General features: G+C 64.8%; 12 protein-coding genes. 11 read left to right on the top strand and 1 reads right to left on the bottom strand.

The window, feature by feature from the left end:
* The first annotated feature begins 46 nt into the window (after positions 1 to 46).
* The 5 genes from QUW00_RS07950 to feoB all read left to right on the top strand — a co-directional run bounded on the left by QUW00_RS07950 (position 47) and on the right by feoB (position 5,417).
* On the top strand, positions 47 to 1,123 hold the full coding sequence (locus QUW00_RS07950; protein WP_289613851.1) for an ABC transporter substrate-binding protein: 1,077 nt from the start codon (positions 47 to 49) through the stop codon (positions 1,121 to 1,123).
* 42 nt (positions 1,124 to 1,165) lie between these two features.
* Positions 1,166 to 1,918 (top strand): ABC transporter ATP-binding protein, encoded by a 753-nt coding sequence (locus tag QUW00_RS07945; protein ID WP_289613850.1) that lies wholly within the window; start codon positions 1,166 to 1,168, stop codon positions 1,916 to 1,918.
* A gap of 517 nt (positions 1,919 to 2,435) precedes the next feature.
* Positions 2,436 to 2,675, top strand: a complete 240-nt coding sequence (locus QUW00_RS07940; RefSeq protein ID WP_289613849.1) for a FeoA family protein — start codon at positions 2,436 to 2,438, stop codon at positions 2,673 to 2,675.
* Positions 2,676 to 2,726: 51 nt separating this feature from the next.
* Positions 2,727 to 2,948 carry a FeoA family protein gene (locus QUW00_RS07935; protein ID WP_289613848.1) on the top strand — a complete coding sequence of 74 codons (222 nt, stop codon included), beginning with the start codon at positions 2,727 to 2,729 and terminating at the stop codon, positions 2,946 to 2,948.
* A 231-nt stretch (positions 2,949 to 3,179) separates the two neighbouring features.
* Complete coding sequence (feoB, locus tag QUW00_RS07930; protein ID WP_289613847.1) at positions 3,180 to 5,417, top strand: ferrous iron transport protein B; 2,238 nt, start codon at positions 3,180 to 3,182, stop codon at positions 5,415 to 5,417.
* 388 nt (positions 5,418 to 5,805) lie between these two features.
* Here the strand turns inward: feoB and QUW00_RS07925 are convergent, their stop codons facing one another.
* A complete protein-coding gene (locus tag QUW00_RS07925; protein WP_289613846.1) occupies positions 5,806 to 6,780 on the bottom strand; it encodes a hypothetical protein in 975 nt (324 codons plus the stop codon).
* Positions 6,781 to 7,197: 417 nt separating this feature from the next.
* Here QUW00_RS07925 and QUW00_RS07920 point away from each other — a divergent pair, with 417 nt between their 5' ends.
* The 6 genes from QUW00_RS07920 to ligA all read left to right on the top strand — a co-directional run bounded on the left by QUW00_RS07920 (position 7,198) and on the right by ligA (position 14,920).
* Entirely contained in the window at positions 7,198 to 7,404 is a 207-nt protein-coding gene (locus tag QUW00_RS07920) for a hypothetical protein (RefSeq protein WP_289613845.1), read from the top strand.
* 358 nt (positions 7,405 to 7,762) lie between these two features.
* A complete protein-coding gene (locus tag QUW00_RS07915; RefSeq protein ID WP_289613844.1) occupies positions 7,763 to 9,109 on the top strand; it encodes a glutamine synthetase family protein in 1,347 nt (448 codons plus the stop codon).
* Between the two features lie 119 nt (positions 9,110 to 9,228).
* Positions 9,229 to 9,891, top strand: a complete 663-nt coding sequence (locus QUW00_RS07910; protein ID WP_289613843.1) for a winged helix-turn-helix domain-containing protein — start codon at positions 9,229 to 9,231, stop codon at positions 9,889 to 9,891.
* A 228-nt stretch (positions 9,892 to 10,119) separates the two neighbouring features.
* Entirely contained in the window at positions 10,120 to 11,559 is a 1,440-nt protein-coding gene (locus QUW00_RS07905; protein WP_289613842.1) for a S1C family serine protease, read from the top strand.
* Between the two features lie 413 nt (positions 11,560 to 11,972).
* Positions 11,973 to 12,599 (top strand): helix-turn-helix domain-containing protein, encoded by a 627-nt coding sequence (locus tag QUW00_RS07900; protein WP_289613841.1) that lies wholly within the window; start codon positions 11,973 to 11,975, stop codon positions 12,597 to 12,599.
* 92 nt (positions 12,600 to 12,691) lie between these two features.
* Entirely contained in the window at positions 12,692 to 14,920 is a 2,229-nt protein-coding gene (ligA, locus tag QUW00_RS07895; protein ID WP_289613840.1) for an NAD-dependent DNA ligase LigA, read from the top strand.
* Positions 14,921 to 14,959 lie beyond the last annotated feature (39 nt).

Here is a 14,959-nt window from a genome sequence, read left to right as displayed (position 1 = left end):
ACCCCGCTCTAATTTGAACGACTTCCATTCATATAAGGAGAACGATATGCACCGCATCCAAACCATCGACCAGATGATCGCCCGCCGCGCCGTGTCGCGCCGCGGGTTCGTCCGCGCCGGTCTGGCGGGGGCCGCCGCCCTCGGTGCCGTCGCACTCGCCGGTTGCTCGGGCGGCCAGAGCGCAACCGCGGGCAGCGCCGGCGCATCGGCTTCGGCCTCGGGTCTGAAGAAGATCACCTTCGCGCTCGACTGGACGCCCAACACCAACCACACCGGCGTATACGTGGCCGCCGCGAACGGCTACTACCAGGATGCCGGCCTTGAGGTCGAGATCGTCCAGGCGCCCGAGAACGGCGCGGACGCGCTCGTCGCCACGGGCGACGCGCAGTTCGGCGTGAGCTTCCAGGACACCATGGCGAGCTACGTCTCGGGCGACAGCGTGCTGCCCGTGAGCGCTGTGGCCTCCATCATCCAGCACAACACCTCGGGCATCATCAGCCGCGCCGAGAAGGGCATCACGCATCCCGCCGCCATGATGGACCACACCTACGCCACGTGGGAGGGCCCTATCGAGCAGGGCGTCATCCGTCGCTGCGTCGAGGCGGACGGCGGCGACTTCTCTCGCGTGCAGATGATTCCCTCGACCGTGACCGACGAGGTGACGGCGCTTCAGACCGACCAGGTCGACACCATCTGGATCTACTGGGCGTGGGCGGGCGTGAAGTGCGAGCTTGCCGGCCTCGACACCAATTACTTCGCGTTTGCCGACATCGACCCGGTCTTTGATTTCTACACTCCTGTCGTTATCGCCAACAACGACCTGATTGCCGACGACCCCGATACCGTGCAGGCGTTTGTGGACGCGACGCGCCGCGGCTACGAGGACTGCATCGCCGACCCGGACGCCGCCGCCAAGGCGCTGCTTGATGCCGCGCCCGAGCTCGATGAAGAGCTTGTGCGTGCGAGCCAGGAGTACCTGGCCGACCAGTATCAGGCCGACGCCGCGCAGTGGGGCATGATCGACCAGGACCGCTGGGATGCGTTCTTCGCATGGGTGAGCGAGCAGGGCTTCGCGCCGACCATCGAGGCCGGTGCGGGCCTCGACACCCAGTTCATCCAGTAGATGGGAAAAAGGGACAGGCACTTTTTCCCAGAGGGAGGAATTGTGGCACAGCTTGAGGTAGAGCGCGTGAGCGTGGCGTTCGACGGGGTCCAGGTGCTCGACGACGTGAGCCTGACGGTGGCGTCGGGACACATCGTCTGCCTGCTGGGGCCGTCCGGTTGCGGCAAGACGACGCTGTTCCATGTGGTGGCGGGCCTGTCGCTGCCCGATGCCGGCCACGTGCTCCTCGATGGGCGCGACATTACCGGCGAGCCCGGGCAGCTCGCGTACATGCTTCAAAAAGATCTCCTGCTGCCGGAGAAGACCATCGCGGACAACGTGGCGCTGCCGCTCGTGTTGCGTGGTGTGCCGCGGGACCGGGCACGCGCCCAAGCGCTCGAGCTGTTCGACACCTTTGGCCTTGCCGGCACGGCCGATCGCTGGCCCGCCGAGCTTTCCGGCGGTATGCGCCAGCGCGCCGCTCTTCTGCGCAGCTACCTGTTCAGTCAGGAGTTCATGCTGCTCGACGAGCCGTTCTCGGCGCTCGATGCCTTCACGAAGGCCGATATGCACGCCTGGTTCCTTGATGTTGCCGAGCGCTTCGGTACCACGGCGCTCGTGGTGACCCACGACGTGGACGAAGCGCTCGAGCTTGCCGACGAGATCTTTGTGATGCGCGGCGCCCCGCAGGCGGGGCAGCCGACGCGAATCGTGGGCTCCGAGCGCATCGCGTGTCCGCGTGTTGAGCGTACTGGCTTTGCCCTGACTGAGGAGTTCTTGGAGCACAAGCGCCGTGTGCTCGCGCTGCTCGGCTAGGGGAGCGCGGCGGCTACAGGGCGGCGGGACGATGGGGAGCGAAAGTGGGGTTCACCCCCCGGCCACCCGTCCCGACGCCCTGTGCGCCCCGGTTCTCGCCTGCATTGCCTTCGCGCATTTCCTGCGCAGATGAAATCGCGGCCGACGCCCCTGCGCTTTCTGCAGGCAGGTTTACCCTTGGCGAAAGCACGCCCGGCACGTTTTACGCGGGCGTGCCCGCCCCGGCCTCTCGCATGTGAAAGAGCACCCAGCCGTAGAAGGTCACGACCTGCTCAAAGCCTTCGGCCGGCTCCTCGCATGCGGAAGAGCACTCGGGCCTTTGTGTGCGGCCGGGTAAATGCTACCCCTGTTGTCACAAATGTATGCCACAGGTAACTTTTTTGGCTGAGTTGTCCGATATCCCTTCACAAAAAGTTAGACGTGTGTTAGTTTACCGATGGAAACATAGACATGGCTAACTTATCGCCCTGCCCCTGTTTCCAGCATGACCGGACGATGAAGGGAGGCGCCAGGCGATATGGCTTCCGCAGTCCATATGCCCGCCATGCCGCTGTCTTTGCGGCGCGCCGGGGAGACCGCTACCGTGACCAAGCTGCGCGGTGATGCCGATATGAAGCGCCATCTGGCCAATATCGGATTCGTCGAGGGCTCCGAGGTGCACGTGGTGTCTTCGAGCGGCTCCAACATCATCGTGATGGTCAAAGGCGCCCGTTTTGGTTTGGATGCCAAAGTGGCGCAGCGCATTATGACGGCATAGGGGCGCTCGGCGGTGCCGCGCCCTTCGAGAGCGCAGGAAAGGGGGAAGGACATGAAGACACTGGGAGATGTGGCGGTGGGCGATAGCTCGACCATCGTCAAGCTGCACGGTGCAGGGGCGCTCCGTCGCCACCTGATGGATCTCGGCCTCATTAAGGGAACGCAGTTCAAGGTCGTGAAGGTCGCTCCGCTGGGCGATCCCATCCAGATCACCGTTCGCGGCTACGAGCTTTCCATCCGCAAGGAGGAGGCGGCCATCGTCGAGGTCGCTTAGCGGCATCGTACGGGCCATTTGCACAGGTAGAGTTAGCTATTTCTAACAGTATGGGTTGATGCGAAGGCGCATCCTGCGTTCAGGGGCGCCGACACGGCGGATGGGTTGAACGGAACACGTCCCCAACCGACCCAAAATGGGTTGAACGGAGCACGTCCCCAACCAACCCATCGCAGAAGGGCTGGCTCAGCAGCTTATCCAAGTTTCAAAGCCTTATGGAAGAAGGAACGCATGGCGTCTTCACAGCTTCACGTCGCGTTGGCGGGTAACCCCAACTGCGGCAAAACCACACTTTTTAACCTGATCACCGGCCAGAACGGCTATGTCGGCAACTGGCCGGGCGTCACGGTTGAAAAGAAGGAGGCCACGCTCATCAGCGACAAGAGCGTGCGCGTCACCGACCTCCCCGGAATCTACTCGCTTTCCCCCTACAGCCCGGAGGAGCGGGTTTCGCGCGACTACCTCATGAGCGGCGAGCCTAACGTCGTGATCCAGGTCATCGACGCCACGAACCTCGAGCGCAACCTGTATCTGGCGCTTCAGGTCGTCGAGACCGGACTCCCCGTAGTCGCAGCGCTTAACATGGCGGACCTCGTTGAGAAGAGCGGCGACAAGATCGACACCGCGGCGCTCTCCAAGAGCCTCGGCTGCCCGGTCGTGATGATCTCGGCGCTGCGCAACAAGGGTGTCGACCAGCTCATCGCCGAGGCGAAGCGCACAGCCGCCGCGAAGGGCAACGTGCCGGAGCACCGCTTTGACTCCGCGATCGAGGATGTCCTCACCAAGATCGAGGACCTGCTGCCGGCATCCGTGCCGGCGAACAAGCGCCGCTACTGGGCGGTCAAGCTCTTTGAGCGCGACGAGGACGCGGCGCGCGTCGTCAGCCTCACCAAGGATCACGCCGCCCAGGTCGAGCAGCTCATCGCGCAGTGCGAGACCGATTGCGACGACGACGCGGAGTCCATCATCACCTCCGAGCGCTACGCCGTCATCGCGCACGTGATCGACGGCTGCCTCAAGAAGGCCCCGGCGCGCATGAGCACCTCCGAGAAGATCGACCGCATCGTCACGAACCGCATCCTCGGCCTGCCGATCTTCATTCTCATCATGTGGGCGGTCTACGCGATCGCCACCGGTGCGGACGCCTTCGGCACCGCCGGTACCGACTGGGTGAACGACAACCTGTTCGGCGAGGGCTTCGAGCTGTTCGGCATGGCGTTCCCGTCCATCCCCGGCGCCATCGAGGGTTGGCTTACCGCCGCCGGTGCGAGCCCGCTCGTGCAGAGCCTCGTGCTCGACGGCATCGTCGCCGGCGTGGGCGCGGTGCTCGGCTTCATCCCGCAGATGTTCGTCCTGTTCGTGCTGCTCTCCTTTCTCGAGGACTGCGGCTACATGGCGCGCGTCGCCTTCGTGATGGACCGCGTGTTCCGCCGCTTCGGCCTGTCCGGCAAGAGCTTCATCCCCATGCTCGTCTCCACGGGCTGCGGCGTGCCCGGCGTGCTCGCCACCAAGACCATCGAGAACGAGAAGGACCGCCGCATGACGGTCATGACCACGACGTTCATCCCCTGCGGCGCGAAGCTCCCCATCATCGCGCTGCTCATGGGCGCCATGGTGGGCGATGCCGAGGCCAGCTGGATCAGCCCGCTGTTCTACTTCCTGGGCGTCATCGCGGTCATCGCCTCGGGCATCATGCTCAAGAAGACGAAGCTGTTCGCCGGCCGCCCCACGCCGTTCGTGATGGAGCTGCCGAGCTACCACTTCCCGTCGATCCGCTCCTGGTGGCTGCATGTCTGGGAGCGCGTCTCGGCCTACATCAAGAAGGCGTTCACGATCATCTTCGCCTCCACGGTCGTGGTGTGGTTCCTCACGAACTTCGGCGTGTACGACGGCGCGTTCGGCTTTTTGCCCGCCATGGAGGGCATCCCCGAGGAGTTCACCAACTACTCCGTGCTCGCCATGGTCGGCGGCGCCATCGCCTTCATCTTCGCCCCGCTGGGCTTCGATTCCTGGCAGGCGACGGCCATGTCCATCACCGGCCTTGTAGCCAAGGAGAACGTCGTGGCGACCGCGAGCTCGCTGCTGCACATCGCCGACGGCACCGAGACCGATCCGAACCTGTGGGTCGCCTTCGCCGGCATGTTCCCGACCATGGGCGCCATCGCCGCATTCGGCGCATTCAACCTGCTGTGCGCCCCGTGCTTTGCGGCCATGGGTACCATCCGCGCCCAGATGAACTCGGGCAAGTGGACCGCGATCGCGATCGGGTACGAGTGCGCGTTCGCGTGGGTCGTGGGCCTGATGATCAACCAGTTCTACCTGCTCGCGACCGGCGTCTTCAGCGTGTGGACCGTCGTGGCCATCGCCTTCGCCGCCGCCATCGTGTTCCAGCTGGTGCGCCCGATGCCCAAGTGGGCATGGGACGACGATAAGGCGCCCACGTCGACTGCCGCTGGAGCCGTCGCGTAAGCGCTTCTGACTGTCAGGTTGTCTCCCCTCTGATGTGCCGCCTGCGGGCCCGTGTCCGCAGGCGGCACGTTTTTTGGTGCGCCGTGCCCGCAATCGGCGCCGGCGCCTCGTGCCCGCAATCGGTGCCGGCGCGCTCCGTTTTCGCAGGTGGTGCCGGCGCGCATCTCGATCGGCAGGTCATCTTTGCAGCATTTTTCGCGCTGCAGGCGGTGCGTTCTTCCTGGATGCATCCCGGAAGCTGCTTCTGCGATTTTTCCCTACGGGTTTGTCTCAGTTATGCGTCCGTAACTGAGACAAACCCGTGGGGATAAAATTGGTACCCGCTTGCTGCCGGTGCCCGCCTGCTGCCGGCATCCGCTTGCTGCCAATACCCGCACGCGGCGGCGGCTCATCTCCGCGGTACCCCGGCGCGTTCGAGCAGCTTGACGACGTACGACGCGTCGCGCGCTTCCCGCGATGTCAGGCGAATCACCGTAGCTCCCGTCAGGTTGATGCGAGATTCCCGGGCGCGTTCGTCTGAAAGCTTCTTGATGGCGTTTCTGACGTCTTTTTTCGTTGCATGAGGCTGTTCCGGGTCGTGGGACAGGTATTTTTGCAGCCCGTCGAACTCCAGAACGATCACGCGCCCGCCAGCCAGAAGCCAGTAAAAATCGACGCGAACGAAGGATCTACTGCCCAAGGGATCGTCCATCTCCACCTGAAGCTCGGGCAGGACGAAGCCTGCGTCGATGATGATGGCCCGCACAAGGGATTCCCCTCCGCTCTCCGCGCGGCCATCGGCATACATAAGAACTCTGCGCGCTTGCACGATGCCCTTGCGCCATCTGCCGTGGTCGGAAAGATGGTTTTTGAGCTGGCTGGGTGAGGTCAGATGCCAGTGAAGCGCCGAGTCGGCAATCGCGAGGCCGTCGGCAAACGGTGCGGCGCACAGGCAGTCCGTTACCGTCTCGTCGATCGGCGTCACAAGGGCTTCTTCGACACGCGCGGCTTCGTGCTTGCGCTCATGGCGCGTGATCGCCCTCGAGCTGGTGTTGTAGCGGCCGGGTGAGACGGCAAGGTGAACGGGGCCAAGGTAGGCGAAGGGGACGTGGATGCCATGAAGCACGGCAGCTGAAAACGAGCAGAAGCACCAGTCCGGATGCAGGTGGGCAAGCGTTTTGAGGGTTCGGTACGCGCAGCCGCGCGGGCCTAGCGACCCGTATGTCCCCGCGCGCCCGAAGAGGCCCGGAAACGGTTCGCGCAAATCTCCTGCGACGGTTCGGCGACGTAGCACTTGGTATTCGGCCCGGTTGCTGGGTGCGAGCCAGCGCATCGCGTCTTCCGATTGGTCGAGCTTGGCCTCGATGCCTCTGTTTGCTCGCATGGTTGCCTCCTTTTCGCCTAGGGAGGCAGACCATATGCCAGGGTTTTCGACAACATTCCGTCTGATGCCTACAAAAGGGTTTCCGATGGCTGCACAGATGCTTACCAGCATCAATATGAGTGCATCTACCTGCTGAAACATGGTGCGACGGACACGCGTGCGGTGTTGCGCCGCGCGCGTATCCGGAAAAGTTCCGTGCAGGTTCCACAACTCGCGCTCCCAGGCCCGCTGCTGCCATCTTGTCCCGGACGCCATCGAGCTGGTAGGCTTCCCCGATTTTTCCCCACGGGTTTGTCTCAGTTACAGGGCCATAACTGAGACAAACCCGTGGGCACAAATTGTGTTTCGTCAGCCTGTCAGCAGTACCACGTGTGGAAATAGGGTAAAGTTCTACTAAGCTAACACTAGGGAGGAACCATGTCCCTTATCGATATCGTTATCCTTGTCGTGATTGCCGTGGCGTTTGTGGCGGTGTGCGTGCGCGTCAAGCGCAAAGGGAGCTGCGCGGACTGCGCACAGGGCGGTACGTGCTCGGGGAGCTGCTCGAGCGCACAGCGTAAGAGCTGTCCGGCGTGTAAAGGCATCGACAAGGTGACCGAGGAACTGGGCCGCGGAGTCAAGTAGCGAGTGAAACGGGGCTAGGGCTCGCGCGAAATGGAAGCTGGAGCTCGCGGGAAATGGGTGCCGAGACCCTTCACGTGAGCGGCAGAAGCGCGCCGTCCGCGCGAGACTCTTGCCCCAATGCGCACGGCATTGCGGTGGCGCAGCCACGTCTCGGATTGCACCATCCATGTGAAGAGCCTCTGCCCCAAACCCGCACGGTATCGCGGGAGCGCAGTCGCGCCATCCGAGCGAAAAGACGCTCGGACCAACTTCGTGCGCATCCCTGTTTTGCTACGAAACCCTGCCGAAACATAGATATGTGACAATGGGCGTTTGAAATTCGTTTCGATCGGTTTTACGCGATTCGGAAGGGTGTCCCATGGATAAGAGCCAGAACATCGATTTCGTTCTCCGTACCGTCGAGGAGCGCGACATCCGCTTCGTCCGCCTGTGGTTCGTCGATGTGCTCGGTCGCCTGAAGAGCTTCGCCATCAGCCCCGAGGACCTCGAGGTCGCTTTCGAGGAGGGCATCGGCTTCGACGGCTCGGCCATCGAGGGCTTCACAGCGCCGGAGGAGGCCGACATGCTCGCCTTCCCCGATCCCTCCACGTTCCAGGTTCTGCCGTGGCGTCCGTCGAGCGACGGCGTGGCGCGCATCTTCTGCGACGTGTGCACGCCCGACCGCAAGCCGTTTGACGGCGATCCGCGCTACTGCCTGCGCCGCATGTTCCACAAGGCTGAAGAGGCCGGCTTCCTCATGAACGTCGGCACGGAGCTCGAGTTCTACTATTTCCCCGACGAGCACACGCCCGAGCCGCTCGACCGCGTGGGCTACTTCGATCTGCTTCCCGCCGATTCGGCGCGCGACGTGCGCCGCAACACCGTGCTCACGCTCGAGAAGATGAGCGTGCCGGTGGAGTACACGTTCCATTCGTCCGGCCCCTCGCAGCACGGCATCTCGCTGCGCCACGCCGAGGCGCTCACGATGTCCGACGCCATCATGACGGCCAAGCACATCATCCGCCTCGAGGCCTTCGAGGCCGGCGTCCACGCGTCGTTCATGCCCAAGCCCATCGCGGGTGAGGCGTCCTCGGCGATGTTTTTGCACCAGTCGCTGTTCGACTACGACGGCAACAACGTGTTCTACGGCGAAGACGACCCGGTGTATCACCTGTCGCCGATCGCCAAGAGCTACATGGCGGGCATCCTCATGCACGCCGGCGAGATCTCGGCCATCACCAATCCTACGGTGAACTCGTATAAGCGCCTTGCCACGGGCAAGAACAGCTCGCCGACGCCCACGCACGCCACATGGGGCCTGCGCAACCGCGCCGCGATGATCCGTATCCCCATCTACAAGCCGGGCAAGCAGCTCTCGACCCGCATCGAGCTGCGCAGCCCCGATCCGATGGCCAACCCTTATCTGGCCTGCGCGGTGACGCTCGCCGCTGGCCTCGATGGCATCAAGCGCGGGCTGCGCCTGCCGGCCGAGACCGAGCTCACCGACGCCGGCTTGTCCGACGTCGAGCTGCGCGAGCTCGGATGCGCCCCGCTGCCGCGCAACCTCGAGGAGGCCCTCGATATCTTCGAGAACTCCCTGCTCATGAAGGATGCGCTGGGCGAGCACATCCACAGCTTCTTCCTCAAGAAGAAGCGCAAGGAGTGGGAGAAGTACACCTCCAACATCACCGAGTGGGAGCTCAACCAGTATCTGGCAAGCTCGTAAGGGCCCTGCGCGTCGCCGCCGCGTGAGGCCGGCGCGCGGCGCCACTGCGGCCCGAGTTGATCCTGCCAGGCCCTATGACCTCTTCGACCTGCTATGATGTCACCTGAGAGGGTGGTGATATGTCCGAAAAGAACGTATTGTACATGGCGCGGACGACGCGCTACTACGATTTCGCGAACACGCTCTCCTCGACCATGGGCGTCGAGGTCAACGCCGCCACCCCTGACTCGCCGACCGCCTCGCGCGACTTTGACCTGCTGATCCTCGATGCGGACGGCATCCGCAACGATCGCATCGAGCAGATCGCCAAATGGCTCGACGAGCGCGGCAACATCCCCATGCTCGTCATGGTGGACGATGACGGCTTGTCCGGTCTGCACCTGCCCGCCCGCTCGCGCTGCGACTTCATCTGCTCCGGGGCAAGCGAGGCCGAGCTCGAGGTGCGCGCGCGGCGCCTGATGGGCGAGGAGGACGCGCTGTCTGTCGATGACGTGCTGCGCGTGGACAACATGACGATCAATCTGGCCACCTACCAGGTGTATCTGGATGATCAGCCGGTGGACCTCACCCTCATGGAATACTCGCTGCTCTCGTTTTTGGCCATGCATCCCAACCGGGCGTACAGCCGCGAGGTGCTGCTGCACCGCGTCTGGGGATTCGAGTATTGCGGCGGCACCCGCACCGTCGACGTGCACATTCGTCGCATCCGTTCCAAGGTGGGCCCGCAGATCGCCGCCCACATCACCACCGTGCGCGGCGTGGGCTACCTGTTCAAGGGTTAGCGGGAACATGGGGACAGGCATGCATTTCCCGTTCGAGACGCTATCCATGCTGAGGTCGGATCGCAGGCGCGTCCGGCCTCAGTTGCATTTTGAGCTGAGCGATCCGCTGTGCCGAATCTTGCTTTTCACTTAACATGAACCTGTGGACGCGCCGTGCGTCCCCTGTTGGGGTACAACCGTTTCTGGTTTTCTGTAGCCAACGAGCTGTTCTGGAAAGGACGTGCCGATATGAGCGATAACACGCCTCAGCGCCCTGAGGGCCAATACGATGCGGCGGCCGCGCAGCCGCGCGTTCAGGTTGAACCGACGCCGACGACGCCCGAGCAGGCGTCCGGCGCCGCCGCGACGGGCTCCCCGTACACCGCCTTCGGCGCCCATGCCGCTCCCGCCGTGGAGACCATGAGCCGCACGGTGGTCAAAACCAAGACCAAGAAGCTTCCCGTCTTCCTGAGCGCGCTGGGCGGCCTCGCCGTGGGTGCGGTGCTGGTGATCGCGCTGGTGATGACCGGTGCGCTCGATATCGACCGCGGCGGCAGCGTGACCGCCGTCACCCCGTCTTCGGGCACGCAGACCATCGAGATTGATGCCGAGGACACCACGCTCGCCGAAGCGGTTTCGGCCAAGGCGTTGCCCTCGGTCGTCTCCATCACCACCGAGATTCAGAACTCCTCCGGCATGATGGGCGCCTCGCAGGAGAGCTCCGGCAACATCGGCTCGGGCGTGATCTTGGACAAGGACGGCAACATCCTCACCAATTACCACGTGGTCAAGGGCGCGACGGGCATCGTCGTCACGCTTGACGACGGCTCGAGCTACGAGGCCGAGCTCGTCGGCTCCGACGAGTCGAGCGACCTTGCGGTCATTCGCCTGAAGGACGTCGACCCTGCCGTGCTGACGCCCATCGAGATCGGCGACTCCGACGAGCTGGCGGTCGGCGAGTGGGTTATGGCGATCGGCAGCCCGTTTGGCAACGAGCAGTCCGTCTCAACCGGCATCGTGAGCGCCCTGTACCGCTCGACGGCCATGGCCTCGACCAACGGCACGACCATCTACGCCAACATGATTCAGACCGACGCCGCCATCAACCCGGGTAACTCCGGCGGCGCGCTCGTCAACGACAACGGCGAGCTCGTGGGCATCAACTCCATCATCGAGAGCTACTCGGGCTCGAGCTCGGGCGTGGGCTTCGCCATTCCCGTCAACTACGCCATCGATATCGCCAATCAGATCATCGATGGGAAGACTCCCGTCCATCCATATCTGGGCATCACCCTGACCACGGTCAACGCCCTGAACGCACGCCAGAACGGGCTTCCGGTCGAGTACGGCGCCTACGTCAACGAGGTCACCGAGGGCGGCCCGGCTGCCGAGGCAGGCATCCAAGCGGGCGACATCATCGCCGCGCTCGACGGCGAGGAGGTCACCTCCGCCGACGGCCTGATCATCGCGCTGCGCGAGCACGAGGTCGGCGACGACGTGACGCTCACGGTCGTGCGCGGCGACGAGCGGCTCGACGTGAAGGTCACGCTCGGATCCGACGAGGCCCTGCAGGAGTCCCAGGACAGCTCGACCGACCAGCCCGGCAACGAGCTGTCCGACGAGCAGCTGCGCGAGCTGCTCGAGGAGCTGCTCGGCCGGGGCGGCGCTGGCGGTAACGGCGGCTGGTAAGGGCCGTGCTGCCGGCGTGCGGCCGGCGACCACCATGAGCGAATCCGCATGAGGGGCGGGGCGGTCGACAGGCCGCCCCGTTTTTTGTGAGGCGCGACGGCATGGGCGCCGCCGCGGAGCATGCGGCGCATCCCCGGTCGCGGGCGCGTCAAGACGCCGGTCCGCGCGAGCGCGTCGGATGCGGCCGCCCCGACCGACATCGAAAGCCGCCCATTGGCGCCATCGAACGTCGGCGTTTCGCGGGTTTGGGTAAAGGCGCCGTCAACGTCGCAGGTCGGGGGCCGTCAAAGACGTTGGACATGCCGCTGGCGGCGCTGCGGCGCATGTCCGGGTGGCAAGGAGGGGATAGTATAGGCAGATTGCCGCCGTGCGGTCGTGCGACGGATGGATGCGGGCGTGAAGGAGGGCGCGCCATGGTCGGTCGGGAACTCGGGATGCGGATTCGCGCCCTGCGCGAGGAGCGCGGCATCACACAGGAGGATTTCGCCCACGGCGTCTTCGTCGCCCGGCAGACGGTGAGCAACTGGGAGCGCGGCAGGACGCTGCCCGACGTTGAGAGCCTGAAGCTCATCGCGGGTTTTTTCGGCATCACGGTCGACGAGCTGCTCGATGCGGACGTGCAGCGGATGATCGACGAGACGGCCGACGCGCGCCATACGCTCATCGTGTGGATCGTCTCGAGCGCCATCTACTTCCTGGCGCTCGTCGTCGAGGCCGCGGTGGGGGCGTCGGCACAGCGGGTGCTTTCGACGGTGGACCTTCGGGGCATAGAGTTCGTGACGGGCATCCTTCGCCTGATCCTGCTGACATGGTTTTGCGTGTGCGCCTTCCGCGCGCAGAAGGTTCGGCGCGACCGCGACCTTGCGACGGCTCTGGAGATCGTCGCGTTCATCGAGGGCAGGCGCCCCGGCACCCCGCTGCCCGACACCGTTTTGTATCGTTGGATTCTTCCGTACTTCTCGTTTTGGTGGGCGGCGTTTTTGGTCATCGTCTGCGCGCTGTTCGTCGTTACGTTCGCGTGGGATGGGGCGTCGTTTTGACGGAGGCCTGAACGCGACCGACTTGATGGGAGGAGCTCATCGCGACGAGGTGGTACCCTATAGGCCGACTGGAATCGACCGGAAGGGAAGCCATGGCGGAGCAGCAGAGCTTATTTGGTGACGGTACGCTGGATAACCCGGGGCAGGCGGAAGCGCCCGCCCCGAAGGCGGATGACGCCGCGCACAAGAAGGCCGCCGAGCGCGCCGCCGAGCTCCGCCATCTGCTCGACTACCACGCCTATCGCTACTACGCCCTCGACGCGCCCGAGATTACCGACGCCGCCTTCGACAAGCTGCTCGTGGAGCTTCAGCAGATCGAGGCGACCTATCCGGACCTGGTGACCCCTGATTCCTACACGCAGCGCGTGGGCGGCTACGTGTCCGAGCAGTTCGCTCCCGTGACGCACATGGCGCGCATGTACTCCATGGACGACGCGATGAACCTCGAGGAACTCGACGAGTGGCTGCAGCGCACCGAGGACGCCCTCGGTGCAGGTAACGCTACCTACACCTGCGAGCTCAAGATCGACGGCCTGGGCGTGGCGCTCACCTACGAGAACGGCGCATTCGTGCGCGCGGCGACGCGCGGCGACGGCACGACGGGCGAGGACGTCTCCCTCAACGTGCGCACCATCCGCGACGTGCCCACGCATCTGTCCGAGACGGCTCTTGCGCACATGGGCGCCGACCGGCAGACGCCCATCGAGGTGCGCGGCGAGGTCTACATGCCTAAAGGCAGCTTCGTGCGCCTGAACGAGGAGGCCGATGCCGAGGGCCGTGCCCCCTTCGCCAACCCGCGCAACGCCGCCGCCGGCAGTCTGCGCCAGAAGGACCCCAAGGTCACCGCCCGTCGCGACCTGGCGACCTTCCTGTACGCGGTGGCCGATACCGCGCCGTTGCATGTCGACTCCCAGCTCGATTTCCTCGCCTGGCTGCGTGACGCGGGCTTCTCGGTGAATCCCAACGTCGCGCGCTGCGCCACGCCGGCGGAGGTGCACGCGTTTTGCGCCGATGCGCTGGCGCATCGTGGCGACCTCGACTACGACATCGACGGCGTGGTCGTGAAGGTCGACAGCTTCGATCAGCAGGACGAGCTGGGCTTTACCGCCCGCGCGCCGCGCTGGGCCATCGCCTTCAAGTTCCCGCCGGAGGAGAAGACGACCGTGCTGCGCGAGATTCGCATCCAGGTGGGCCGCACCGGCGTGCTTACCCCGGTGGCCGAGTTCGACCCGGTGACGGTGGCGGGCTCCACCATTGCGCGCGCGACGCTGCACAACGAGGACGAGGTGCACCGCAAGGATGTGCGCGAAGGCGATACGATCGTCGTGCACAAGGCGGGCGACGTGATCCCCGAGGTCGTGGGCCCGGTGCTCGCCGAGCGCCCCGAAGGCGCCGTCGAGTGGCACATGCCTGCGACCTGCCCGGCGTGCGGGGCGCCCGTGGTGCATGAGGACGGCGAGGTGGCCTACCGCTGCGTGTCGATCGACTGTCCCGCCCAGCTCAAGGAGCGCCTGCTGCACTGGGTGAGCCGTGGCTGCATGGACGTGGATGGCGTGGGCGAGGAGCTCGTGGACAAGATGATCGACGCGGGCCTGCTGCACGACGTCGCCGACTTCTACAGCCTGACCGCCGAGACGGTGGCGGCCCTCGACACCGGTCGCACCTACCTTAAGGACGATAAGCGCCGCGGCGTGCGCGCCGGCGATCCGATTCCGGTGGGCATGACGATTGCGACGAAGGTTGTCGACGAGCTGACGAAGTCCAAGGCACAGCCGCTCGGCCGCGTGCTGTTTGCGCTCGGTATCAGACACGTGGGCAAATCGGTGGGTGAGCTCATCGCGCAGCACTTCCTTACCATCGACAAGCTCGTGCTGGCGAGCGAGGAGGACATCGCTGCCATCGACGGCATCGGTCCCAAGATCGCGCAGAGCGTCAAGCAGTTTTTGGCGGTGCCTGAGAACCTTGCGGTGCTCGATCGCCTGCGCGCCGCCGGTCTGACGCTTGAGGAAGACCTGTCGGGGGCCGCCGGTCGCGCGGCTGCCGAGACGGGCGTGACGGCCGACCTTGTCGAGACGCAGCCACTTGCGGGCCTCACGTTTGTGCTCACCGGCACGCTCGTCAACCGCACGCGCGACGAGGCGGGCGCTGCCCTGAAGGCGCTGGGCGCCAAGGTGACCGGGTCGGTGTCCAAGAAGACGAGCTATGTGGTCGCCGGTCCCAAAGCGGGCTCCAAGCTCACCAAGGCCGAGGCTCTTGGCGTGCCCGTGCTTGATGAGGACGATCTCGAGCGCATCCTTGCCACCGGCACCGTGGAGGAATAGCGCCGGCGCGCCGCAGGATGTGAAATCACCCCAGGGATG

Origin of the sequence: Collinsella tanakaei (assembly GCF_030373545.1) — a bacterium.
GTDB lineage: Bacteria > Actinomycetota > Coriobacteriia > Coriobacteriales > Coriobacteriaceae > Collinsella > Collinsella tanakaei_C.
The sequence above is the reverse complement of the archived record's forward strand: the minus strand, read 5'-3'. Positions and strand labels throughout refer to the sequence as shown.

Excerpts from the sequence above, each read along its gene's own strand:
- QUW00_RS07920 (WP_289613845.1), top strand. The coding sequence starts at position 7,198 with ATGTCCCTTATCGATATCGTTATCCTTGTCGTGATTGCCGTGGCGTTT.
- QUW00_RS07915 (WP_289613844.1), top strand. The coding sequence starts at position 7,763 with ATGGATAAGAGCCAGAACATCGATTTCGTTCTCCGTACCGTCGAGGAG.
- QUW00_RS07950 (WP_289613851.1), top strand. The coding sequence starts at position 47 with ATGCACCGCATCCAAACCATCGACCAGATGATCGCCCGCCGCGCCGTG.
- QUW00_RS07925 (WP_289613846.1), bottom strand. The coding sequence starts at position 6,780 with ATGCGAGCAAACAGAGGCATCGAGGCCAAGCTCGACCAATCGGAAGAC.
- QUW00_RS07940 (WP_289613849.1), top strand. The coding sequence starts at position 2,436 with ATGGCTTCCGCAGTCCATATGCCCGCCATGCCGCTGTCTTTGCGGCGC.
- QUW00_RS07935 (WP_289613848.1), top strand. The coding sequence starts at position 2,727 with ATGAAGACACTGGGAGATGTGGCGGTGGGCGATAGCTCGACCATCGTC.
- ligA (WP_289613840.1), top strand. The coding sequence starts at position 12,692 with ATGGCGGAGCAGCAGAGCTTATTTGGTGACGGTACGCTGGATAACCCG.
- QUW00_RS07910 (WP_289613843.1), top strand. The coding sequence starts at position 9,229 with ATGTCCGAAAAGAACGTATTGTACATGGCGCGGACGACGCGCTACTAC.
- feoB (WP_289613847.1), top strand. The coding sequence starts at position 3,180 with ATGGCGTCTTCACAGCTTCACGTCGCGTTGGCGGGTAACCCCAACTGC.
- QUW00_RS07900 (WP_289613841.1), top strand. The coding sequence starts at position 11,973 with ATGGTCGGTCGGGAACTCGGGATGCGGATTCGCGCCCTGCGCGAGGAG.
- QUW00_RS07905 (WP_289613842.1), top strand. The coding sequence starts at position 10,120 with ATGAGCGATAACACGCCTCAGCGCCCTGAGGGCCAATACGATGCGGCG.